Origin of the sequence: Corynebacterium sp. Marseille-Q4381, assembly GCF_036881695.1 — a bacterium.
Taxonomy (GTDB): domain Bacteria; phylum Actinomycetota; class Actinomycetes; order Mycobacteriales; family Mycobacteriaceae; genus Corynebacterium.
In genome coordinates this window covers 20283-44965 of the sequence record NZ_JBAJNR010000014.1, presented here as the reverse complement: position 1 = coordinate 44965, position 24683 = coordinate 20283, and the positions used below count along the sequence as shown (strand labels likewise).

Annotated in this window: 13 protein-coding genes; 4 read left to right on the top strand and 9 right to left on the bottom strand. The window is 63.7% G+C overall.

From position 1 onward, the window contains the following. Positions 1-786: DMT family transporter (locus V6D40_RS10380; protein WP_334290291.1), on the bottom strand; the 786-nt coding region annotated here is incomplete at its 3' end. A gap of 92 nt (positions 787-878) precedes the next feature. Between V6D40_RS10380 and V6D40_RS10375 the strand changes: the two genes are divergently transcribed. Together V6D40_RS10375 and V6D40_RS10370 are read left to right on the top strand one after the other, a co-directional pair. After that, positions 879-2144, top strand: coding sequence for an aspartate kinase (locus V6D40_RS10375; protein WP_334290290.1), 1266 nt, complete (start codon positions 879-881; stop codon positions 2142-2144). Positions 2145-2159: 15 nt separating this feature from the next. Continuing rightward, positions 2160-3191 carry an aspartate-semialdehyde dehydrogenase gene (locus tag V6D40_RS10370; protein WP_334290289.1) on the top strand — a complete coding sequence of 344 codons (1032 nt, stop codon included), beginning with the start codon at positions 2160-2162 and terminating at the stop codon, positions 3189-3191. 63 nt (positions 3192-3254) lie between these two features. Here the strand turns inward: V6D40_RS10370 and V6D40_RS10365 are convergent, their stop codons facing one another. Genes V6D40_RS10365 through V6D40_RS10330 form a run of 8 tightly spaced genes read right to left on the bottom strand, consistent with a single transcriptional unit; the run spans position 3255 to position 11236 of the window. Beyond that, on the bottom strand, positions 3255-4730 hold the full coding sequence (locus tag V6D40_RS10365) for a YkvI family membrane protein (protein ID WP_334290288.1): 1476 nt from the start codon (positions 4728-4730) through the stop codon (positions 3255-3257). A gap of 48 nt (positions 4731-4778) precedes the next feature. Next, on the bottom strand, positions 4779-5315 hold the full coding sequence (locus V6D40_RS10360; protein ID WP_334290287.1) for an RNA polymerase sigma factor: 537 nt from the start codon (positions 5313-5315) through the stop codon (positions 4779-4781). A gap of 7 nt (positions 5316-5322) precedes the next feature. Next, the gene (locus V6D40_RS10355; protein ID WP_334290286.1) at positions 5323-5640 is read right to left on the bottom strand and encodes a Na+/H+ antiporter subunit G; all 318 of its coding nucleotides are present in this window, start codon (positions 5638-5640) and stop codon (positions 5323-5325) included. Continuing rightward, positions 5640-5906, bottom strand: a complete 267-nt coding sequence (locus V6D40_RS10350; protein ID WP_334290285.1) for a cation:proton antiporter — start codon at positions 5904-5906, stop codon at positions 5640-5642. The genes V6D40_RS10355 and V6D40_RS10350 overlap by 1 nt, the downstream gene beginning before the upstream one ends. A 1-nt stretch (position 5907) precedes the next feature. Beyond that, positions 5908-6345, bottom strand: coding sequence for a monovalent cation/H+ antiporter subunit E (locus V6D40_RS10345; protein WP_334290284.1), 438 nt, complete (start codon positions 6343-6345; stop codon positions 5908-5910). Continuing rightward, positions 6346-7893 (bottom strand): monovalent cation/H+ antiporter subunit D family protein, encoded by a 1548-nt coding sequence (locus V6D40_RS10340; protein ID WP_334290283.1) that lies wholly within the window; start codon positions 7891-7893, stop codon positions 6346-6348. Next, positions 7890-8321: a cation:proton antiporter subunit C gene (locus V6D40_RS10335; protein ID WP_334290282.1), complete on the bottom strand. Its 432-nt coding sequence runs from the start codon at positions 8319-8321 to the stop codon at positions 7890-7892. The genes V6D40_RS10340 and V6D40_RS10335 overlap by 4 nt, the downstream gene beginning before the upstream one ends. A 5-nt stretch (positions 8322-8326) precedes the next feature. Beyond that, a complete protein-coding gene (locus V6D40_RS10330) occupies positions 8327-11236 on the bottom strand; it encodes a DUF4040 family protein (protein ID WP_334290281.1) in 2910 nt (969 codons plus the stop codon). Between the two features lie 207 nt (positions 11237-11443). Here V6D40_RS10330 and V6D40_RS10325 point away from each other — a divergent pair, with 207 nt between their 5' ends. Beyond that, complete coding sequence (locus tag V6D40_RS10325) at positions 11444-12763, top strand: hypothetical protein (RefSeq protein WP_334290280.1); 1320 nt, start codon at positions 11444-11446, stop codon at positions 12761-12763. 105 nt (positions 12764-12868) lie between these two features. Further along, entirely contained in the window at positions 12869-24346 is an 11478-nt protein-coding gene (locus tag V6D40_RS10320; protein WP_334290279.1) for a G5 domain-containing protein, read from the top strand. Positions 24347-24683 lie beyond the last annotated feature (337 nt).

Below are 24683 nucleotides of genomic sequence, written 5' to 3'. Positions count from 1 at the left end.
CATCAACCCCATTCCCCACGCCCCCACAGCAAACTCCTCATCCAACAAGACGTAGCCGAGCGCAAGGGCCACGATCGGTTCGGCGACCTTGCTGGCGGGCAACGACGCGGCCAGATCCCCCGCGCCGAATGCGTACTGCTGCACCACCAGACCCACAACCGCGGTCGCGACCACGGCCCACAGCTGCCAGCTCCGCAGCATCGCCCACACGCCCTCGCGGGCGAGCACGTCGACCGCCACCTTGGCAAAAACTGCGAGGTAGCCGTAGATCGCGCCGCAGGTGGCGCCGAAGGTGAGGGCTTGGGTTTGCGGGGAGCGTCGATAAGCAAATGCAAAAGCTCCCGCCGTGAGAGCCAGACCAAGCGCGATCACCGCAACCCACTCCCACCCGGGTACCTCGCGCGTGCCGGGCTGCGGGCGCCCGATCAGCACCACCACCGCAACCGAGGCTGTGAGCAGCGCCGCCCAGATGCACTCGTGACGCGACATCCGGCGTCTTTCGGCAACGGCGGAGAGGATCAGCGTGAGCATGAGCGACAGCACCAGAATCGGCTGGACGATGAGCAGGGAGCCGTAGGCGAGCGCCGCGGCTTGGAAGGCGTAGGCGAGCAGCGCGATAGCGATCGAAAGCCACCAGCGAATGTTGGAAAGGGAAGCAAGCGGCGCGTCGTTGGCCTCCGAGCGGGCCTGGCCAGCACGCAAAATACGGTGGCGCCACACGGTGCCGACCGCGATCAACACGGCGGAAATGATCGCGAAGGTTGCCGCCGTGATGTTGCTCTGCACAGCGAATGATAATAACGGGCAGCTGCAACGCGTGTCGCCCGAGCGGTTATTCTGGTTGGCACTGACAGCAAGATACGGAAAGGGTGCAGACCATGGCCTTGGTCGTGCAGAAGTACGGCGGTTCCTCGCTCGAGAGCGCGGAACGGATCCGCGCAGTCGCAGAACGGGTCGTGGCCACAAAGCGCGCCGGCAACGACGTGGTGGTCGTGTGCTCCGCGATGGGCGACACCACCGACGAACTGCTAGACCTCGCGGCGCAGGTCAACCCCGCCCCGCCCGCGCGCGAGATGGACATGCTGCTCACCGCCGGCGAGCGCATCTCCAACTCGCTGGTCGCGATGGCGGTGGCGTCGCTCGGCGCCGACGTGCAGTCGTTCACCGGCTCGCAGGCCGGCGTGATCACCACCGAGCGCCACGGCAACGCGCGCATTATTGAGGTCACGCCGGGGCGCGTGCAAGACGCCATCGACCAGGGCAAGATCGCCATCGTCGCCGGCTTCCAAGGCGTCAACCGCGACACCAAGGACGTGACCACGCTCGGCCGCGGCGGATCCGACACCACCGCGGTGGCACTCGCGGCGGCGCTGAAAGCCGACGTGTGCGAGATCTACTCGGACGTGGACGGCGTGTACACCGCCGACCCGCGCATCGTGCCCGACGCGCGCAAGCTGGACCAGCTCTGCTTCGAGGAGATGCTGGAACTGGCCGCGTCCGGCTCGAAGATTCTGGTGCTGCGCAGCGTCGAGTACGCCCGCGCCTGGAACGTGCCCATGCGGGTGCGCTCGTCTTACAGCAACGACCCCGGCACCCTCGTCGCCGGAGCATTGGAGGATATTCCCGTGGAAGAAGCAGTGTTGACCGGTGTCGCAACCGACGACTCGGAGGCGAAGATCACGATCCTGGGTATCCAGGACAAGCCGGGGGAGGCGGCGAAGGTGTTCCGCGCGCTGGCGCAGGCCGAGGTCAACATCGACATGGTGCTGCAGAACATCTCCTCGATCGAGGACAACAAGACCGACATCACCTTCACGCTGCCGGTGGCTGACGGCGAGCGCACCATGGCGTTCCTGAACGAGATGAAGGACACCGAGGGCTGGGACGACATCACCTACAACGACCAGGTGGGCAAGGTCTCGCTCGTGGGCGCGGGCATGAAGTCGCACCCGGGGGTCACCGCCGACTTCACCGAGGCGCTGCGCGACGCCGACATCAACATCGACATGATCACCACCTCCGAGATCCGCATCACCGCCGTGGTGCGCAAGGACGACCTCGCGGAAGCGGCGCGCGCCCTGCACACCAAGTTCGAGCTGGGCGGCGACGAGCCGGCTATCGTCTACGCCGGCACCGGCCGCTAGAAGGAGTTTTCCATCATGACAACCGTTGCAATCGTTGGCGCCACCGGCCAGGTCGGCCGCGTGATGCGCGACATCTTGGACGAGCGCGATTTCCCCTGCGACAACGTCCGCTTCTTCGCCTCGGCGCGCTCCGCGGGCGAGAAGGTGGCCTTCCGCGGCCAGACCGTTGAGATCGAGGACCTTGCCAAGGTTACCGAGGACTCTGTGCGCGACATCGACATCGCGCTGTTTTCTGCCGGCGGGTCGACCTCGCGCGAGTGGGCGCCGGTGTTCGCCGCGGCGGGTGTGAAGGTCGTGGACAACTCCTCGGCGTGGCGCAAGGACAACGACGTGCCGCTGATCGTTTCCGAGGTGAACCCGGATGAGGCGCGCGAGCTGAAGAAGGGCATTATCGCGAACCCGAACTGCACCACCATGGCGATCATGCCGGTGGTCAAGGCGCTGCACGACGTTGCCGGGCTCAACACCCTGCGCGTCGCCTCCTACCAGGCCGTGTCTGGTTCCGGCCTGGCCGGCGTGAACGCGCTCGCTACGCAGGTGGGCGAGATCGGCCCGCAGCTCAACGATTTGGCGCGCGACGGCTCGCTGCTGCAGCCGGCAGACCTTCGCCCCTATGTCGCCCCGATCGCGTTCAACGCGCTGCCGCTGGCAGGCAACCTTGTCGACGACGGCACCAACGAGACCGACGAGGAGCAGAAGCTCCGCAACGAGTCGCGCAAGATCCTGGGCCTGCCGGATCTGAAGGTGTCCGGCACCTGTGTGCGCGTGCCGGTGTTCACCGGCCATACGATGGTGGTGCACGCGGAGTTCGACAACCCAATCACGCCGGAAGAGGCTGCCAAGGTGCTTGAGGGCGCGGCGGGCGTGAAGGTCGTCGACGTGCCGACCCCGCTCGAGGCCACCGGCGGCGACGAGTCGCTGGTTGGGCGCATCCGCCAAGACCAGGCGGTCGACGGCGGTCGCGGTCTCATCTTCGTCGTCTCCGGTGACAACCTGCGTAAGGGCGCCGCGCTGAACACGGTGCAGATCGCCGAGCTGCTGGTCTAAGAGGCAGCAGCAAGCCAAAAGAAAACCCGGCCGATGTGGCCGGGTTTTCGTGGCGGGGGGCGCCTACAACCGGGTGGAACCTGCCGCGCCCTCGTTCTCCGCGTCGCCTTCCGCGGCGGCCTCAGCTTCCTCGGCTTCGCGCTCGGCGATCTCTTCCTGATCCTCGGCGATGATCTCGTCAACCGTGGTGTCGTTCCACGGCTCATCGGGGTGGCGCTCGTACTCCGCCTGGCTCACCGGCTCGGTGTAGGAGACGTACACGACCGGGTCGAGCTCGCGGTCCTCGATATCGAAGTCGACTTCCTCGTCCTCCGCAAGCTCTGTGGCGACCTCCTCTTCGAGGGCCTCTGCCAGCTCCTCGTCGTCGATGACGGACATCGACGTGACGTGCTCCAGCTCGCGCTGGTCGTTCTTGGTGAAGCGCTCGCGCGGGTCCAGCTTCAGGCGGGTGAGCTCCATCGCGCGGCGGCGGCGGTCACCTTCCTTCTTCAGCTTCGGCGCGCCGCGCAGCCAGGCGGCGACCATCACGGCGATCAGGAGGATGCCGAGGTAGCCCAGGATCGGGTAGACCACGGAGACCAGCTTCTGGAAGCCCACGAAGGACAGCACGAAACCGATCAGACAGGTGGAGATGAAGATAATGCGGAACTTGTCTTCGCGGCCGCGGGAAAGGCGCTTGCCCAGCGCGTAGAACATGCCGAGCGAGGTGGCGAAAATCATGCCGAAGATGACGATCGACATCACGAGGCCGAGTGTCGGGTTCAGGTCGGTGATCAGCGTCAGCAGCGGCATGTCGCTGCCCGCGACGGTGTCGACCTTCACCAAAAGGGCGATCGCCAGCAGCATCAGCATGACCAAGTAGCCCATGCCGCCGAGCAGGCCGCCGAGGCCGGCGGCGCGGGTGTCCAACTGGTTGCCACCGATGACCAGCGCCATCGAGACGACGCACATCACGTTCAGGCCGGTGTAGTTCAGCGCAGCGATCCACCAGTTGGGCAGGGTGGTCTCGACCAGGGCCGCCTGAGCGTCGATGGTGGACCAGTCCGGGTGGGCGTTAATAAGCGTCCACGAGCAGCCGATGATGACCAGCACCAGCAGGAACGGGGTCAGCGAGCCGATGGCGCCGGTGACCTTGTCTACGTCCAGCAAGCCGAAGCCGATGGTCAGCGCGAGCATCAGCACCGCGCCGATCCACGGCGGCAAACCGAACTGCTGGTTCAGGTTCGCGCCGGCACCGGCGAACATGACGAAGCCGATCGAGAACAGCGTGACAATCGTGGCGATATCGAGGATCCAGGACATGACCTTGGAGGAGATGTTGCCAAGCACCTCCATGTGCTCCTTCGCCTGGAAGAAAGAGCCGAGCTGGAGGATGGTCACGCCGGAGATCAGCATCAGCGCGGACGAGAGCACCGCTCCCCAGATGCCGTCGGTGCCGAAGGCGGAGAAGTACAGAAGCGCCTCTTGGCCGGAGGCGAAGCCGGCGCCGACGACGGTGCCGATGAACGCGAACGAGATAAATAACGCGGTTTTGAGCATGTGAGCTCGCTCCAAAGGGGTGTAAACGAGTAAATGAGCTCTTCTATCTTATCCACCCGCGATCAGGTCCGCGCGCGCCCGAGACACGCGCGAGCGGATGGTGCCGACTCGCACGCCTGCGATTTTCGCTGCCTCCTCGTAGGTGTAGCCGAGCACCTGGGTCAGTACCAAGGCTTCGCGGCGCTCGGGCGCCAGGCTGTCAAGGAGCGCACGCGCGTCCATCACCTCGGACCAGGTCGACGCGTTGTCGTGGCTCGGCTGTTCGGCGGCAACGTCTTCGTACTCGGCGGCGGATTTGCGGGGCCGCGCCATGTCGTGGCGCACCGAATCCACCCACGTGCGCCGCGCGAGCGACAAAAGCCACGTGCGAGCCGATGAGCGGCCGGCGAACCGCGGCAGCGACTTCAAAACCCGCAGGTACGTCTCCTGTGTCAGGTCGTCGGCGTACTCGCGCCCCGCGAGGTGCGCGAGCAAGCGCCACACGTCGTCTTGGGTGAGCGCGATGAAGTCGTTAAGGGCGGCGCGGTCGCCCCGCCCCGCTTTTAAGGCGAGGTCGGTGACGTAGTCGTCATCAGGCCTGCTCACGAGGCGCCTACGAGGAGCGCTTGTCCGACACCGTCACACCGTAGAGCACGCGTCCCATGACAAACGTGCCCACCGAGCCGACGATCCACACGCCGGCGATGGCGAGCAGCGCCATGATGAGGTCACCGAGATCGAAGCCTGTGGTGGAGAACGTGCGCACTAGCTTGGCCACCAGCAGGATGGGAAACGCCAGGCACACCAGCGGGCCCAAGAGGTTCGCGCGCGTGAGCGCGTCGGGGGCGCGCAGCTGCAGCAGCGTGCAGCCCACCACGAACACGGTGGCCACGATCACCAGCGTGGCGACGACGATTTCGGCGATAGTCATTAGCGGCGTCCTCTCGAGATGATGCGGGCCATGGAGATGGTGGGCACCACGCCGCACACAATTGCCGCGAGCACGGCGATGTCGTAGCCGATCATGGTCTCCGTAAACAGGGTCCACACCAAGAAGATGGCGACCATGGCATAGAACACGAAGTCTGACAGCACGGCGCGGGTGAGCTCGTCGGAGCTCAAGATGAGCTTGCCCAGCACCACCAACAGGCACACGGCGATGATGACCATGCAGGTCAGGACGATTGGTTCAAACATCTCACTCCATCCTTTCGGCGGGCGGGAGGTCGGTGGTTGGCGTGGTGTCGCCGTGGTCGATGTAGGGCTCCCAGGGGACGGAGGTGGCGTCGATAAGCATTGCTTTCACCTGCGGGTTAACGTGCTCCTCCATGTCGATCAGGCCCTCGATGACCTCGACCGGGTCCGAGCCGAACGCTGCTTGGACAATGAGGGTCTCCGCCTCGTCTGGGGCGGTGCGGTGGCGCAGGCCCATGGACAAGGTGCCCGGGGTGACGGTGATGGAGGTGGTGAACCAGAAGATGTCCCAGTCGCTGGTGACGCGCAGCGGGTAGAAGATCACGATCGGCTCGATGCCGGGGTCGCGTTTGAACCCGGCGGCGGTGGCGGTGAAGCCGGCGACCAGGATCTCCTTGATGATCCAGAACGTGTAGCCGATCCAGTGGCCGATGCGTGACATTTACTTGCCTCCCTGGATTGCTGAAACGTCGGGCACGCCCACGGCATCGGTGCCGAGTACGGCGGTGGTGTACGCGTCGACGTCAAGCAGGCTGTCAACCGCCGCGGTGGAGATGCCCCACATTTGGCCGGCGAAGACGAACATGAGGACCGACAGGAGCATCAGGCTTAACGACGGCACCAAAAACCTCCACCGCACATTCAACGCTTCCGGGTAATGCTGCATTGGCCGGCCCCAGAAGACCTTCTTCCACAGGCGCATCATGGACAGCAGCGCACCGAAGGACGCGATGATGATGGCGGTGATGACCACCCAGGAGCGCCAGTCGCCAGCCCTGGCGGCGGCCATCATGATTGTGACCTTGCCGAAGATGCCGGAGAACGGCGGGAAGCCGACGATGGAGAACGCGCCGGCGACGAACACTGCCGAGGTCCACGGGTCACGGCGCGCGATACCGGAGAGCTTCGACATCGTGCCGGTGCCGTAGGTCTCCTCGATCGCACCGGTGTTGAGCACGAGCGCGGCGACGGTGATCATGTGGTGCAGGGTGTAAAGCAAGCCGGCGGCCAGCGCATAGCGCGCCGCGCCGGAATCAAGGTTGCCGCCGGTCGTCAGCGCCAGCGTGACCAAGATGAACGGCATGCCGTTGACCATCTGGTAGGCGATCACACGGCGCATGGTGTCCTCGGCGAGACCCGCGAAACCGCCGATGATCATGGAGATCACCATGATGACGATGATCAGCGTGTTCCAGCGCGGGTCCATGTCGAAGAGCATGACCCAGAGACGGAAGATCATGTAAACCGCCACCTTGGTGTGCAGGCCGGAGAACAGGCCCATCACCGCGGCGGAGGTGGACGGGTAGGTGCGCGGCAGCCAGGTGTGGACCGGGAAGACGCCGGCCTTGGCGGCCACGGCGATCATCACCAGCCCGGTCGCGACGGTGACTGGGCCGTTGCCGGCGGCCGCGCCCTGGAGCGCGGCGATGTTCACCGCGCCGGTCACGCCGTAGAGGTAGCCGACGCCCACCACGAGCAGCGTGGAGGCTGACAGGTTCACCAGCGCGAACGTGCGGGCAGACAGCAGTCGGTGGCGGGTACCGGTCATGGCGATCAGGCCGTACGACGGCAGCAGCATGACCTCGATCATGACGAAGAAGTTGAACAGGTCGGCCGTGAGCAGGACGCCGGTGACACCGGTGATCAGAACGAGGGTCAGCGGCGTGTAGTAGCGCGATTGCGTCTCGCCGATGGCGATGGCGAACCAGTTCGCGGCCAGCGCCACGATCATGGTGGTCACCAGCATGACCGCGGAGAACTGGTCGCCCGCGTACGAGATGCCCACGCCGCCTTGGTAGAGGCCGATCACGTGCGAGATCGTGCCGTGCTCGGCGGTGTAGGTGTAGAGCCAGATGCCGCCGGCGAGGTTGATGGCGGGGATGATGATGGACAGGGCGTCGTTAAGCTGCTTGGACGAGCTCAGTGCGGTGATCGCGGACACGATCAACGGCAGCGCCACGAACACTGGCAACAGGGCGTCTGCTGTCATCGGTTCACCTCCATATTGCGAATCTCCTCAAGCTTGCGCGGGTTCAGGCGGGCTCGGCGGCCTGCGGTGCTGAGCGCGCTTGGGCTCAGCCGCATCTTGTCGTAGGCGGCGTCGGTGCCGGTGGGGTTGTCGAACGTGTCGTCGTCCCTGCCCAAAGATGCGAGCATAAGCAGGATCGTGGTGGTCGCCATCGCGATCACGATCGCGGTCAGCACGAACGCTTGGGGCAGAGGGTCGGAGAGATCCTCCATGGGGGTGCGAGAGGGGAACGCCTCGCCGCGCCACGCGCCGACGCCTGCGGCCAGCAGGGTGAGGTTCGCGGCGTGGCCCATGAGCGACATGCCGAAGATAATGCGAACCATGCCGCGCTGCAGCACGAGGTAGACGGCCCCGGCGACCAGCACCGCGATAGTAAGTGCCATAACCATGTCTCTTACTGCTCCTTCGTGGATACGGGTTGCGGGTCGTCGGCCGGGTTGATCGGCTCCGGGTGGGACTTCACGGCGTTCTCCGGGTGCTCCGGTTCCGGCACGTTTGGCAGCGGGTTGTCCGGCTCGTCGCGCGTGTAGTCCAGGTTGCGGATCTCGGTGCCCGGGCGCAGGTACCCGCCGAGCGCGTTGATCGCCTGCGTGACCATGCCGAGCACCGCGAGGTAAATACCGAAGTCGAAGATGAGCGACGTGGTCAGGTGCTGGCCGGCGATCTCGCCGTGGATGGCGTACATGAATCCGCCCTCGATCAGCCCCAGGAAGCCGGAGGAGATCGCGATGATGATGCCCCATGCGGCGAGCTTGATCGGGGTGAGCTGGCCCACCACGTAGGCGTCCGCGCCGCGCGAGAGGTAGTTCAGCGCGAACGCGGTGGCCATCACCAGCGCTGCGACGAAGCCGCCGCCCGGAGCGTTGTGGCCGCGGAAGAAGATGATGATCGACAACACCAGCAATACGGGCGCGACCATGGCCGCGGCCTTGCGCAGCGGCAGCGAGTTGAACTGGGACTGGCCGAACGGGCGCGGGCGGGTGCCGGCCTCGAACATGTGGCGCGGCATCGACTGGGTCACCGCGGCGATGACTACGGCGGCCATGCCGAGCACCGAAAGCTCACCAAGCGTATCGAAGCCACGGAACTCGACGATGATCACCGCGACGATGTTGTCGGCGCCGGTCACCTTGCCGCCCTCGGTGAGGTACCACATCGCCAGGTCAGAGCGCTCGTGGCGGCCCAGCAGGGTGTAGACGCCGAGGAAGGCCACGAAGCCGGTCAACACGGCGAAGATTCCAGCAAGCACCTTGCGCCGGCGCGGGGTCTCCGGGAAGATGCGCGGCTGGTAGCGCAGCACCACCATCATCACGACGACGGTGAGCGACTCCACCAGGATCTGGGTGAGCGCGACGTCGGGCGCGCCCAGCATCAACATCTGCAAGCTCATGCCCACGCCTGTCGTGCCAACAAGTACCGTGGACGCAAGGCGCGAGCGGGTGGTGATGAGGCCCACCACGGACACCGCGATGATGGCGAACGGGATCAGGTCCCACCACACATCGATGCCATCGGCGCGAGGCGCGAGCGGGACGCCGTCGACGCCGTCGGTAAACAGCAGCGTGGAGAAGCCGAGCAACACCACGAGCAGCAGCACCGGGAACAGGTGGCGCGACGGGTTGAAGCCGTCGGCGACGGCGCCGAGCTGGCGGCCGAAGCGGGTCGAGCCGCGACCGATGCCGCCTAGCACCTCGTTGCCGTTGAACGGCAGCAACTCCTTGTTCTCCGCGCGCTCGAAGACGGTGTGGCGCGCGAAGATGACGAACAAAACGCCGGCAACAAGCACCGCCATGGAGACGATGAAGGGGGCGTTCACACCGTGGAAGAGCGCCAGGTGAGAGTGGTAGTCCTCCCCCGTGATGGAGCGGACTGCGGAGGAGAGGGGGGCGTCGATAAGCATGAGCCCAAAGGGCACCACCGCCGACATCAGGCCCGGGAGAGCTGCCGGCAACCAGAGCGCAACCGGTGCTTCGTGGACGCCGGTCATGTCCTTCGGGCCGTCTACAAACGCGCCGAAGACGATCTTCGCGGAGTAGACGAAGGTGAGGAACGCGGCGATGCCGCCCACGATGAGCAACAGCGTGCCGTACGCCGAGTCCTCGAAGGCGCTCAGGATCGACTCTTTGGAGATGAAGCCGAACAGCGGCGGGATAGCGGCCATCGACGCCGCAGCCACCACCGTGGAGACGAACGTAAACGGCATCTTGTCATACAGCTTGCCCAGACGGCGCATGTCGCGCGAGCCGGCCTCGTGGTCGACAACACCGATCAGCATAAACAGTGAGGACTTAAACAGCGCGTGGGCGAGCGTGTGGGTGAGTGCTGCGGCGAGTGCCAGCGGGGTGCCGATGCCGATCGCGGCGACAATCCAACCCAGGTGGCTCACGGTTGAGTACGCGGTGAGATGCTTCAGGTCCGTCTTCGTGATCGCGAACACCGCGCTCATCAGCGCGGTAAACAAGCCGGTGGCGGTGAGCAGAACGTTCCACGCGGTCACGTCGGCGAAGATGGAGGAGAAGCGAAGCAGCACGTAGACACCCGCCTTGACCACGGCAGCGGCGTGCAGGAAGGCGGATACCGGGGTGGCGGCGGCCATTGCCTCCGGCAGCCAGAAGTGGAACGGGAACTGCGCGGCCTTGGTGAAGGCGGACAGGGCCACGAGCACGGCCACGGTGGTGGTCACGGTGGGGTTGTGACGCCACACGTCGCTTTGCAAAATGCCCTCGAGCGACGTCGTGCCGGCGTTGACCGCCGCAAGCGCGAGCGCGGCGAGCAGCGTGAGACCGCCGAAGAACGTGAGGATCAGGGTGCGGTACGAGCCTGCCTCGCCGGAGGAGCCGGAGCGGGCGATCAGCATAAACGACGCGATGGAGACGAGCTCCCATGCGATGAAGAGCAGCACCACGTCGTTCGCCAACACGAGCAGCAACACCGAGAGGGTGAACGCCGTCATGATGGTGTAGAAGCTGGTGTTGCCCTCTTTTTCCGGTAGGTACGCGGCGGAGTAGCACATGACAACCCCGCCGATGACGAGGGCGAGCAGCGCGAAGAAGATGCCGAGGCCGTCAGCGCGCAGCGCGAACGCCACCGAGGTGCCCGAGCCCAGCACATCGTTCGCCCACTGCCTGGACCATTCCAGGGCATCGCCCTCCATCACGGAGGTGAGCTTGGAGCCCAGCACGGCCGCTGCAGCGAACAGCAGCACCGCGACCGGGTACCCGGCCTTCCTGTCCATAACGCGCACCAGCAACGGGGAGAGCACCACCGTTGCCGCTACGAGCCCGATGGCAAGGGGAAGTGTCATGGTGAACCCAATTTCAATGCATGGTTTTGGCAAGAACCCTTACGACAGTATCAAGGGTGACGATACGGTTCTAACGGTGAGCATTTCCGGCGGTGCGCCTCCCGCCACAAGGCCCGTGCGGGTGCTAAGAAAAGTGCCATGCAATCGGGCAACGCGTGGCGGTTGGTGTGTGCGCTTTTGGCGCTGGTAGTTGGGGTATTTTTACCCATGAGTCCGGCCGACACGTGGGCGAATGCGGGACGCGATTCTGAGGTTTCGGGTGCCCCGCAAGTCGGCCCGGACAATCTTGGCGACGCGCGCCGTGCCGCCGGTGAAGCCGGCCTGCAGGCGACGGTGCTCAAGCAGGGCGCGGGTCAGCTCGCCGCGGGCATCGGCGAGGCGCAGGGGCAAGCTCAGCAGCTTATCGACGCCCTCACGGCCGCCCAGTCCGGATCCCAAGAACTTGCCGACGGCATGGTCCAGCTCCAGGCCGGCACCGGCCAGTTGGGCGCGGGCGCGACGCAGCTGGCGGACTCCATCGGGGAGATTGTGGGCCAGATCGTAGGGTTTGAGGCGGTGCGCGGCCAGGTGGTCGGCGCGATCGACCGCTCCCTGGAGGAACTCAAAGACGCGAAAGACCCGGAGGCGGTGCAGGCGCGCGAGTCGCTGCAAGACCTGCGCGAGCAGGCGCTAACCGCGCAGCTGCCGCCGGACGCGGTGGCAAAGATGAACCAGCTTCGCGACGGCTCCCGCGACCTAGCCAACCAGCTGGCCGTACCCGGATACGGTTTCCACGACGGTATTTATACAGCCACTCGTGGCTCGGCAGAGCTGGCTGCGGGCCTGCGTGAACTTCAGGCACAGACCGGGCAGGCCACTGGCGGGATTGAAGAGTTGGTCGCCGGCGTGGAAAGGATCAACCAAATGGCGAGCATGAACGCCGATAAGGTTGGCGCCGTTCGCGCGGCGCTTCCGGTGCCGGCGGTTGCGCCGGGGGCTGACGGTGCTGAGCCAGCCGGTCCGGCCCTTCCACCGGTGGCGGCGATGCTACTCGCGGCGATGGCCGTACTCGGCGGCACCGCGCTCTCGGCGGCGGCGTGGTTCGCGTCCCGCGGGCAATGGTGGATCCTGGGCGCCGGTTCCGTAGTGATTGCCGCCGCGGGCACCATCTTGGCCGGGGTGATCGGAGCCGGGTTTGGCGCTCAGGAATACGGGGTTGCGTTTGCAGGCCTGCTGCTGGGCACGCTCGCCAGCGCCGGCCTGGCTTCCGTGTTAAGTCGAGCATTCGGCGCTGGGGTTGGTCTTGGCTCAGCTGGCGTGCTCGCGCTGGTGCAGACCGGACTCGTCGGCTGGGTGTGGCGCACCGCGACCACCGCGCAGGTCGACTCGGTGTGGGTGGCGTTGTCGCAAGCAGCGCCGATGCACTGGGCGTCGACAGCGGTGTCCGCTGCGGGTAACGGCGGTGACTACAGCGGTATCGTCTCGGCGGTGCTGCTGTCCGCCCTGCTTGCGGTGGTGGGCCTGGCTGGGGCACGGGGGCGTCGTTAAGCAAATGCTTAGGTAGACAGTAGTTTCTCCGATCTTTAGAATGTGATGCTATCTGTCACCTCTCTGTTGGGACGTGGTGACACTTCACTTCAAAGAGGAGCATAAATGGCCGGATCATCTCGGCGTTTCCGTAATTCAACCTCGCGCGGCATTGCGGCAACATCTGCGATTGCACTCGCGCTCGGTGGCCTGAGCGTCGTCGGCCCGGGCCCGCTGGCATCGTCTGCCGCGGCGTCGGAGGGCTTCACCGGCGGCATCCGCGACAAGTCCGGCGCGGTGGAGGAGGACGCCCAGCAGGCGTCCGACCTGCCGGCCGGGTCGTGTGTTGTTGAAAGCGGTGAGCCGAGCGGAAACCAGGCAGGTTTCCGCTGGAACACCCTGGAGCCGAGTGAGCAAAGCCCCGATAAAACCCTGTGGGGTCTGAGTGTCTCCTTTGATAACTCGAAGGACCGCACATTCGCCGATTGGTACTTTTCCAATTCGGGGAACCTTAAGAACGTTTTGAATACCGGCCAGGTGTCTTCCATGGAGGCCGGCCAGACCTTTGTTGATAGCAAGGTCACCCACAAGGCCGACGAAATTATCGACATTACTGCTAGTGGCCGAGATCTGCGAAACTTGAATCTCTACGCTGAGCTTACCGACGAGAAAGTCAAGCAGTTCGCTTCGGCCTCTGCCGATGACCCTGTGCGTTACGCCTGGCAAAGCAACTACAAGCAGTACGATCCTAATGCCCCGAAAGCCACCGAGGGCTCCAGCGCTACTTTTGGCGCTACCGTAAACCCGTGGCCGAGCGAGAACATCGAATGTAACCCGATCACGGTGTCGTGGGGGACAACCGAGGTATCCGAGAAGCATGTGATCGTCCCTGGTGAGGAAACCAAGGTCGGTACGATCAATGTTCCTGCCTTGCAGAACGGCGGTACGGACGACTCGATGTCCCGCATGGTCGTGGAAGCGTACGACGGCAACGGTAAGTTCATTGGCACCACAGACCAAGAAGCCTCCGGCGGTGAGCAGCTCCTGCGCGTCGACGAAACGACCGGCGACATCTTCTTCACCTGGCCCGAGTACCGGGGGACCGATCTGGCGACCGACAAGAACGTGAACTTCTCCGTTCTGGCGAAGCCGCGTACCGTTGAACAACTTCAAAGTGCTGCTAAGCACAGCAACGAATTCGGCGAAGAAATGGCCTTCGACAGCTCGAACTCGCTGACGCGCTATAGCAAGGCGAACGTCATCGACTCCAAGGCGTTCTCCCTGGACGACACCGAGTACCACGACCCGAAGTACGACAAGACGGACGCTTCGATCATCTCTGGCGTCGATAGCGCGACGGGCCCGCTCGCAACCGAGCCGCAGAAGGTCGAGTTCAAGCAGGTCCCGGACCTGATCAAGGACCTGATGAAGGATAAGGGCGACGGCGGCTTCGAAGCCAAGGTTTCCCTCGACGAGAAGTACGTCTACGAGGGCTGGAACGTCGAGATGGACGGGGACTACAACGTCACCGTCACCGCTCCGGAGAACCCGAAGCCGGGCACCTTCGCCCGTCCGGTGGTCACCGTCGAGTACTCGAACGGCTCGACCGATGAGCTCGAGCTGCTCGTGGTTGTTGACCCAAACAACACCCAGGTCACTGACCTTGTTCGCCCGAGTCTGACCAAGGGCATCATTGGCGACGACCTCACCGCGCAGATCCGCACCAAGTCCATTATGAAGGGCCACAAGCCGGTTCACCCGGCTAAGTTCGAGGTCGACGAGTCCACCGTGCCTGAAGGTTGGACCGTGACGGTCGATGCGACCGGCAAGGTCACCGCGAAAGCGGATGACACTGTCGCGCCGGGCACCATCATCACCCCGACGGTGAAGGCCACCTACCCGGACGAAACCACCGACGAGATCGAGCCCCAGTTCCAGGCAATCGTCGATATCAAGATCCCCGATTACGACACGGTGACGAACAAGCCGAACGCCAAGGTCACTTTGCAGCCTTCGGTCCCGGAGGTTGGCCTGAGCGGCAACACGACCGATGAAGCCCCGAAGCGCTACACCTTCGAGGACGGCACGACGGAGTACACCCACACTGACGACAGCGGTACGTGGACGGTGAAGATCGACGAGAACACGGGTGCGATCACCACGACGATTCCCAAGACTGCGCCTGAAGGCTACATCCTCGACATCCCGGTTCTTGCTCACTACGACGATGAAGACCCCCAGAAAGTCAAGGGCACCGTCGTCGTGCTCAAGGGCGATATCGCACCGGTCTACTCCGTTGAGTCCACCGGCCCGAACCAAGCTGTAGATCACCAGGTTGAGGATGCCCCGGAGGGATCGACGTTCTCCTTTGGCACGAACCCTGACGGCTCGCCGATCACCGAGATGACAACCGAAGACGGCTGGAAGTACACGATCGATCCGAATACCGGTGTCGTTACTTCCACGCCGCCGGCAGGCTCTAAGCCGGGCGACAAGAAAACAATCACTGTCACCGTGGAAACGCCTAACGGCGAGCGCCCCGAGGTCCCTGTGACCACCGTGGTGCAGCTGACCAACAGCTGGGAGGCGGAACCGAGCTACCCAGAGGAGACGGTGTACCCGGGTGATACGGCAACGCTGCCAGTCACCCTGGATAAGCCGGAGGACGTCAACGTCGCAACGAACAACCCCTACGAGTTGGGCGATGTTCCCCAGGGTTGGACAGTCAACGTTGACAACGATGGCAAGATCACTGCGACCGCACCGGTGGATGCTGAGCCGGGCAGCACGGTCGAGATTCCCGTCACGGTGACCTACGAAGATGGCTCGAAGGACACAGTTAAGGCCGTCGTGAACGTTGTCGACGTTCCGACGCGCCCGGTGCCGTTCGGAGTTGAATATGTCTACGACGACACGATTCCTGCCGGCGAGTACAAGACTGTCACCAAGGGTGTGGCAGGTGAAGAGAAGCAGAAGCGCGACGGCACGTGGGAGCAGACGGCCGCCCCGACCAACGAGGTCGTACACGTCGGCACTAAGCCGGCCACTGCGTCCAAGGACGTGACGTGGACTGCACCGATTCCGTACAGCACCACCACCCGCCCGAATCCGGCCCTTGCTCCGGGTGAGACGAAGGTCGTTCAGCAGGGTGTAAACGGTGAGCGCACTTACACCGCGAAGTTCACCGCTACTGGTGACCAGGCTTCGGTCGTCGAGTCCGAGGACACCAAGCAGCCGGTCGAGGAGATCATCGAGTACGGGCCGCGACTCGACAACCAGGAGCTGGTCACCGAGACGACCCGCAAGATCCCGTTCGAGACCACCATCGTCTACGACAACACTCTCGAGGCAGGTACGCAGGTCGTCGATAGGCAGGGCGTTGTCGGTGAAGAAACCGTGACCTCTACGCAGAAGCTTGTCGACGGCAGGCCCTCCGGCGACCCGGTGGTGACTACCGAGACCACGAAGCCCAAGCAGGATGCCGTCATCCGCGTGGGCACGAAGACCGAGGGTGAAACCACCAAGACGGTCGAAACTACGGTTCCATTTGGCGTGAAGGTCGAATTCGACCCGAACATGCCTGCTGGCACCTCCGAAACGGTTACCGAAGGTAAGCCGGGCAAGAAGACGATCACCGTGACCCAGAAGGTCACCAACTCCCAGCCGGATGGCAAGGCCACTGTTGAGGAGAAAATCACCGAGCAGCCGGTGGACCAGGTAATCAAGGTCGGCACCAAGCCGTCCGAGGCCTCGGCGAAGGTGACCTGGACCGCCCCGGTTCCGTTCGAGGTTGAGACCCGCCCCAACTCCGAGCTGAAGCCGGGCGAAATCAGGGTCGTTCAGAAGGGCGTGCCGGGTGAGAAGACCTACACGGCGGACTTCGCCGCGAAGGGTTCCGACGCAACGGTGACACCCAAGGAGGAGCAGACCAAGGCTCCGGTCAAGGAGATCATCGAGTACGGCCCGCGCCTAGATGACCAGAACTTGGTCACCACGGTGACGAAGCCGGTGCCGTTCGAGACGGAGATCGTCTTCGATGACTCCCTGGATTCCGGCAAGCAGGAGGTGAAGCAGGCGGGCAAGCTTGGCGAGGACACTGTGACCTCGACGCAGAAGCTTGTCGACGGCAAGCCGTCCGGCGACCCTGTTGTCGAGACCACACGCACGGAAGAGCCGGTTAAGCAGATCATCCGTGTGGGCACGAAGACTAAGGGTGCGAACACGGTTGAGCACACCGAGCCGGTGCCGTTTGAGACGAAGGTTGAGTACGACCCGAACGTGCCGGCTGGCACGTATGAGGTCGTGACGCCGGGTAAGGCTGGCGAGAAGACCGTTACGGTGTCGCAGACCATCGTCAACAGCCAGGTCACTGAGACTAAGCGTGAGGAGAATGTCACCACGCAGCCGGTCACTGAGGTGATCACCGTCGGCACGAAGCAGGCCACCGCTACCGACAAGGTGGAGTGGACTGAGCCGATTCCGTTCTCGACGGTCGTGCGGCCGAACCCGGATTTGAAGCCGGGCGAGGTCAAGACCGTGCAGGAGGGTGTCAACGGCGAAGCGAAGTACACCGCGACGTTTGAGGGCACCAATGGCCAGGCCACGGTGACCGAGTCGAAGGATCGCACTGAGCCGACCGATCGGATCATCGAGTACGGTCCGACGATTGCGGATCAGACGCTGACGTCGACGACGACGAACCCGGTGCCGTTCAACACCACGTTCGTGGCGGATCCGAACTTGCCGGCGGGTGAGCAGGTCGTCGACAAACAGGGCGAGAACGGTGTGGACACGATCACCTCGACGCAGGAGATCAAGGACGGCAAGCCGGTTGGTGAGCCGACGATCACCACGCAGCGCACGAAGGAGCCGGTCGACGCTGTCGTGCGTGTCGGCACGAAGACTGAGGGTGCCAACACGGTTGAGCACACCGAGCCGGTGCCGTACGAGACGAAGGTCGAGTACGACCCGAACGTGCCGGCTGGCACGTATAAGGTCGTGACGCCGGGTAAGGCTGGCGAGAAGACCGTCAAGGTTACGCAGACCATCGTCAACAGCCAGGTCACTGAGACTAAGCGTGAGGAGAATGTCACCACGCAGCCGGTCACTGAGGTGATCACCGTCGGCACGAAGCAGGCCACCGCTACCGACAAGGTGGAGTGGACTGAGCCGATTCCGTTCTCGACGGTCGTGCGGCCGAACCCGGATTTGAAGCCGGGTGAGGTCAAGACCGTCCAGGAGGGTGTCAACGGCGAAGCGAAGTACACCGCGACGTTTGAGGGCACCAATGGCCAGGCCACGGTGACCGAGTCGAAGGATCGCACTGAGCCGACCGACAAGATTGTTGAGTATGGTCCGACGATTGCGGATCAGACGCTGACGTCGACGACGACGAACCCGGTGCCTTTCAACACAACGTTTGTGGCGGATCCGAACTTGCCGGCGGGTGAGCAGGTCGTCGATAAGCAGGGCGTCAATGGTGTTGATACCGTGACTGCGACGCAGGAGATCAAGGACGGCAAGCCGGTGGGTGAGCCGACGATCACCACGCAGCGCACGAAGGAGCCGGTCGACGCGGTTGTCCGTCTGGGCACGAAGACCGAGGGCCAGACCGTCAACACCTACGAAGCTCCGATTCCGTTCCCGGTTCGTGTGGTCTACGACCCGAACCTGGCTCCGGGCGACTCCAAGGTGACCCAGGAGGGTAAGCCGGGCACGAAGAAGGTCACAATCACCCAGCCGGTGGTCAACTCCGCGCCGAACGGAGAAGCGACTGTGGCCGAGGAGACGGTGACGGAGCCGACTGAGCAGATTGTGACTGTCGGTACGAAGCCGGACGAGGCAACCAACACGGCTACGTGGACGGTGGATGTTCCGTTCAAGACGGTTGTGCGCGCGAACCCGAATCTGAAGCCGGGCGATGTCAAGACCGTCCAGGAGGGCGAGTACGGCGAGAAGACGTTCACTGCTGACTTCTCTTCTGTGGGTGCTGACTCCACCGTGACGCCGACGGAAGAGGTGACCAGGGCTCCGAAGGACCAGATCATTGAGTACGGTCCGACGATCGATGATCAGACGCTGACGTCTGAGACGACGCGTCCTATCGAGTTCGAGACCGAGTTCATCCTCGACGACACGCTTGCCGCTGGTGAGCAGAAGGTCGACCAGCAGGGTGAGAACGGCGTGGAGACCATCACCTCCACGCAGGAGATTAAAGATGGCCAGCCGGTCGGTGAGCCGTCGATAAGCACTGAGCAGACGAAGGCTCCCACCAACGCCGTGATCCGCGTCGGCACCATGACTAACGGCACCCACGAGCTGACGGAAAAGCAGCCGATCCCGTTCGACACGAAGATTGAGTACGACCCGGAAATCCCGGCCGGCGAGTACCAGGTCGTAACCGAAGGCAAGGTCGGCGAGAAGACCACCACGATTACCCAGACGATCGTCAACAGCAAGGTCACTGAGACCGAGCGCGGCGAGGAGAAGGTCACTACCGAGCCGGTCACTCAGGTGATCAAGGTGGGCACTAAGCAGGCGACCGCTTCTGAGGACGTGACTTGGACTGAGCCGATCCCGTACCCGACGGTCCTCCGTGTGAACGGTGATCTCGCCCCGGGTGAGATCAAGGTTGTGCAGGAAGGCGTCGATGGCGAGGCCACCTACACCGCCTCGTTCACCGGCACGAACGGTGAAGCGGCGGTGGAGGAGACCAAGCGGCGCACTGAGCCTGTCGAGAAAATCGTCGAGTATGGCCCGCGCTTGGAGGCCCAAGAGCTGGTGACAGAGACCGAGAAGCCGGTTCCGTTCGACACCGAGATTGTCTTCGATGACACTCTCGCTGCTGGTGATCAGGTCGTCGATACGCAGGGTGAGTACGGCACCGACGTTGTGACGTCGACGCAGAAGCTTGTTGACGGCAAGCCTTCCGGCGACCCGACCGTGACCACGGAGCGCACCAAGGAGCCGGTTAACGCGAAGATTCGTGTGGGCACGAAGACTACCGGTGAGACCGTGAACTCGGTTGAGGCCGAGATTCCGTTCCCGACCCGCATTGTCTACGACCCGACCCTGGCGCCGGGCGAGTCCAAGGTGACTCAGGAGGGTGTGCCGGGCACGATGAAGGTCACGGTCACGCAGCCGGTTGAGAACAGCCAGCCGAAGGGCGAGGCGACCTCCACAGAAGAGGTCCTGACTCCTCCGACCGAGCAGATCATCGCGGTCGGCACCAAGCCGGATGAGGCTACTGAGCAGGTGACCTGGACGGCGCCGGTCCCGTTCGACACCGAGGTACGCCCGAACCCTGCGCTGAAGCCGGGTGAGGTCAAGGTTGTTACCGAGGGCGTCCTGGGTGAGAAGACGTTCACCGCTGACTTCTCTTCCAAGGGCAGCGACGCAACGGTGACCCCGAAGGAAGAGCAGACCAAGGATCCGGTGGACGCGCTCATTGAGTACGGCCCGACCATCGCTGACCAGACGCTGACCTCCACCACGACGAACCCGGTGCCGTTCAACACCAGGTTTGTCGCAGACGACACGCTGCCAGCGGGTGAGCAGGTCGTCGAGAAGCAGGGCGTCAATGGTGTGGATACGATCACCTCGACGCAGGAGATCAAGGACGGTAAGCCGGTCGGCGAGCCGGCCATTTCCACCGAGCGCACCACTGAACCGCAGGATGCGGTCATCCGCGTCGGCACCAAGACCACTGGTGAGAACACCGAGACTTACAAGGCTGAGGCGCCGTACAACGTCGTTGTCAAGTACGACCCGAACATGCCTGCCGGCGAGTCCAAGGTGACCACGCCGGGTGTTCCGGGTGAGAAGACGGTGACGATCAAGCGCGACATCGTCAACTCCAAGCCGGGCGATCCGCAGATCACCGAGGAGATCACGAAGCAGCCGGTGGATGAGGTTATCACCGTCGGCACCAAGCCGTCCGATGCCTCCAAGAAGGTCACCTGGACTGCGCAGGTTCCGTTTGAGGTTGAGACCCGTCCGAACCCGGAGCTGAAGCCGGGCGAGATCAAGGTTGCCCAGCAGGGTGTACCGGGTGAGAAGACCTACACCGCGGACTTCGCTGCCAAGGGCACCGAGGCAACGGTGACCCCTGAGGAGAAGCAGACCAAGGATCCGGTCAACGAGATCATCGAGTACGGCCCGGCGCCTAAAGACACCTCTGTGGTGACCAAGGTGGAGAAGCCGGTGCCGTTCGAGACGGAGATCATCTTTGACGACACTCTCGCAGAGGGCGAGCAGGTCGTCGATCAGCAGGGCGAGCTCGGCACCGATGTTGTGACGTCGACGCAGAAGCTTGTCGACGGCAAGCCCTCCGGTGACCCGACCGTCACCACCGAACGCGCCAAGGAGCCGGTTAACGCTGTCATCCGCGTGGGCACGAAGACCACTGGTGAGACCTCCGAGACTGTGACGTCTGAGGTTCCGTTCGGTGTGAAGGTCGTGCTCGATCCGGACATGCCGGCTGGCGCGTCTGAGATTGTGACCGAGGGTGTTCCGGGTGAGAAGACGGTGACGATTAAGCGCGACATCGTCAACTCCAAGCCGGGTGATCCGCAGATCACTGAGGAGATCACGAAGGATCCGGTGGATCAGGTGATGAAGGTCGGTACGAAGCCGTCCGAGGCTTCTGAGAAGGTTTCCTGGACTGCGCCGGTTCCGTTTGAGGTTGAGACCCGTCCGAACCCGGAGCTGAAGCCGGGTGAAATCAGGGTCGTTCAGAAGGGCGTGCCGGGTGAGAAGACCTACACGGCGGACTTCTCCGCTACGGGCGATCAGGCAACGGTGGCCCCTGAGGAGAAGCAGACCAAGGCCCCGGTCAAGGAGATCATCGAGTACGGTCCGGCGCCCGAGGACACCTCCGTGGTGACCAAGGTAGAAAAGCCGGTTCCGTTCGAGACCGAGATTGTCTTCGATGACACCCTCGCAGAGGGTGATCAGGTCGTTGACCAGCAGGGCGAGCTCGGCACCGACGTTGTGACGTCGACGCAGCAGATTGTGGACGGCAAGCCGTCCGGCGACCCGACCGTTACCACCGAACGCACCAAGGAGCCGACGAACGCCGTCATCCGCGTCGGCACGAAGAAATCTGGCGACGTGGTGAGCTCTTTCGAGGCACCGATCGAGCCGCCGGTGAAGATTGAGTACGATCCGAACCTTCCGGCCGGTACCTCCGAGGTTGCCGAGGAGGGGACCCCGGGCAAGAAGAAGGTCACTGTCACCCAGCCGTCGACCAACGGTGTCGCTGACGGTGAGCCGACGGTCACTGAAGAGACCATCGATGAAGCGAAGCCGCGCGTGATCAAGGTGGGCACCAAGCAGGCGACCGCTTCTGAGGACGTGACTTGGACTGAGCCGATCCCGTACCCGACGGTCCTCCGTGCGAACGGTGATCTCGCCCCGGGTGAGATCAAGGTTGTGCAGGAAGGCGTCGATGGCGAGGCCACCTACACCGCCACGTTCACCGGCACGAACGGTGAAGCGGCGGTGGAGGAGACCAAGCGGCGCACTGAGCCTGTCGAGAAAATCGTCGAGTATGGCCCGCGCTTGGAGGCCCAAGAGCTGGTGACCACGACTGAGAAGCCGGTTCCGTTCGACACCGAGATTGTCTTCGATGACACTCTCGCTGCAGGTGAGCAGGTCGTCGATACGCAGGGTGAGTACGGCACCGACGTTGTGACGTCGACGCAGAAGCTTGTTGACGGCAAGCCTTCCGGCGACCCGGTCGTCAACACTGAGCGCGCCAAGGAGCCGGTTAACGCTGTCATCCGCGTCGGCACGAAGACGGGCGATACCCGCGTGGTGGAAGAGAAGGTTTCGGTGCCGTTTGAGACTGTCATCGAGTACGACCCGGCAATCCCTGCTGGTGAATACAAGGTTGCAGCCGAGGGCGTGCCGGGCGAGAAGATCGTCACGGTGACCCAAACCATCGTTAATAGCCAGGTGACTGACACCAAGCGGGATGAAACCATCACCACCGCGCCGCAGCCGCGCATCATCAAGGTCGGCACCAAGCAGCCTGAGGCTGGTGAGAATGTCACCTGGACGGAGCCGATTCCGTTCACGACTGAGTTCCGCGAGAACCCGGACCTCGCTCCGGGAGAGACCAAGGTCGTCCAGGAAGGCAAGGACGGCGAGGCGACCTACTACGTTGAGTTCAAGACCAACGGCGAATCTGCCACGGTTGAGAACACGAACCAGCGAGTCGAGCCGGTCAACCGCATCGTCGAGTACGGCCCGCGCGCCAACGATGACGAGATCTCGACCCAGCTGACCCGCCCGATTGAGTTCAAGACCAGTGTGATCTACGACGACACCCTCGAGGAGGGCAAGCAGGTCATTACCCAGGGCGAGCTCGGTGAAGAGGTAGTTACCACGACGCACAAGCTTGTCGACGGCTCCCCGTCCGGCGAGCCGGTCACCACCACCCAAGTGACCAAGGCTCCGGTGAACGCGGTCATCCGCATCGGCACCAAGAAGCCGAGCACCCCGGATCCGGCCCCTGAGGTCTCTGAGACCGTGGATCTTCCGTTCACCACCAAGATCGTTTACGACCCGACGCTTGAGCCGGGCCAGGAGATCGAGGACGTGGCCGGTGAAAACGGCCAGGTCAAAGTCACCGTCGTCAACGGCCGTGCAACGGTGGAGACCGTGAAGGAGCCCGTCCAGCGCGTTGTCCGGGTGGGCACCAAGCCTGCCGGTGACGTTGAGTGGACCGAGGAGATTCCGTTTGAGGTTGTCGTTCGCGAGAACCCGGAGCTCACCCGCGACCAGTCCCGTATCGCCCAGGAGGGGGTGCCGGGTCTGAAGCAAGTTGTCAACGGCGAAGAGCAGATCGTTCGCGAGCCGGTGGATTACATTCTCGAGGTGGGCACGAAGGCGACCGTCGCAAAGCCTGAGTACAGCCTTGTGACGCTGCAGCCAGGACAGACCGCCAACATTCAGCCGGCGAACGCTGTGAAGGGCAACCAGTACCGCAAGCTCGACTGGCCGAAGGGCTGGGAGGGCACTGTTGATCCGGAGACCGGCGAAGTCCGCGTGATCACTCCGGCGGATGCGAAGCCGGGTACCGAAGTCGAGCTACCGGTCGAGGTGACCGATGTAAACGGTGTTAAGTCCACAGTCCACGCCAAGGTGAAGGTCATGGACAAGGACGTAGTACCGACCCCGAACAAGCAGGGCTCGTCTGACAAGGCGAAGCGATGCCTCGAGAACGCGTTTGCAGCGAACAGCCCGTTCCTGTGGCTGCTGCCTATCGCGCTGCTCGGCGCTGTGGGCTACGGAGTGAACGAGGCCTTCGGTCCGCAAATCCAGCAGGTGAGCGCGCAGATCAATGAGCAGGTCCGCCGCAACATCCCTGACTTCGGTATCGGCCACGGCTTCGAGCAGCCGGAGTGGATGCGCCAGATCAACGCACAGGTCGACGCGATTAACCGCCAGTTCGCACCGGTTGCTAAGCAGCTTGAGCCGCTGGGCATCGCCCTCGGCGCCATCGCGGCTATCTCGTTGACCGGCGTACTCATCGCGCAGGCATGTACCGAGGAGGGTTTCGACAACGGGATGACTGTGCTCGGTTCGTCGAAAAGCTAGGCAGACCTTCTGACGTAGTGGAATGAGCCTAAAGGCGGTCCGGTAACGGGCCGCCCTTTCTTTTACTTGAAAGTGGGCGCTTTGCCGTTTCCGCGCGTAGCATGTGCGTGCACGAAACGCACCCGCATTGCCGCGCTCGCCCTGGCTGTAGCGCTCCCTTTCACAGTTGCCCAGGTAGTCGAAGCACCGGTTGGAGCTGCGCAGCCGGCCGGTACTGCTGCCGTCGACCAAGCTTCGCGGGACGCGCGCCTCGCTGCCCAGGCGATAGAGGAGCTGATCAACGAGTATCGCGTGGCTAATGGACTCCACGCATTGGTCACCCATGAGCTGTACGACA

What these genes read in the sequence shown, in the direction of transcription:
- V6D40_RS10320 (WP_334290279.1), top strand. Translation starts at nt 12,869, where the DNA reads ATGGCCGGATCATCTCGGCGTTTCCGTAATTCAACCTCGCGCGGCATT.
- V6D40_RS10345 (WP_334290284.1), bottom strand. Translation starts at nt 6,345, where the DNA reads ATGTCACGCATCGGCCACTGGATCGGCTACACGTTCTGGATCATCAAG.
- V6D40_RS10330 (WP_334290281.1), bottom strand. Translation starts at nt 11,236, where the DNA reads ATGACACTTCCCCTTGCCATCGGGCTCGTAGCGGCAACGGTGGTGCTC.
- V6D40_RS10340 (WP_334290283.1), bottom strand. Translation starts at nt 7,893, where the DNA reads ATGACAGCAGACGCCCTGTTGCCAGTGTTCGTGGCGCTGCCGTTGATC.
- V6D40_RS10350 (WP_334290285.1), bottom strand. Translation starts at nt 5,906, where the DNA reads ATGTTTGAACCAATCGTCCTGACCTGCATGGTCATCATCGCCGTGTGC.
- V6D40_RS10365 (WP_334290288.1), bottom strand. Translation starts at nt 4,730, where the DNA reads ATGCTCAAAACCGCGTTATTTATCTCGTTCGCGTTCATCGGCACCGTC.
- V6D40_RS10355 (WP_334290286.1), bottom strand. Translation starts at nt 5,640, where the DNA reads ATGACTATCGCCGAAATCGTCGTCGCCACGCTGGTGATCGTGGCCACC.
- V6D40_RS10375 (WP_334290290.1), top strand. Translation starts at nt 879, where the DNA reads ATGGCCTTGGTCGTGCAGAAGTACGGCGGTTCCTCGCTCGAGAGCGCG.
- V6D40_RS10325 (WP_334290280.1), top strand. Translation starts at nt 11,444, where the DNA reads ATGAGTCCGGCCGACACGTGGGCGAATGCGGGACGCGATTCTGAGGTT.
- V6D40_RS10335 (WP_334290282.1), bottom strand. Translation starts at nt 8,321, where the DNA reads ATGGTTATGGCACTTACTATCGCGGTGCTGGTCGCCGGGGCCGTCTAC.
- V6D40_RS10370 (WP_334290289.1), top strand. Translation starts at nt 2,160, where the DNA reads ATGACAACCGTTGCAATCGTTGGCGCCACCGGCCAGGTCGGCCGCGTG.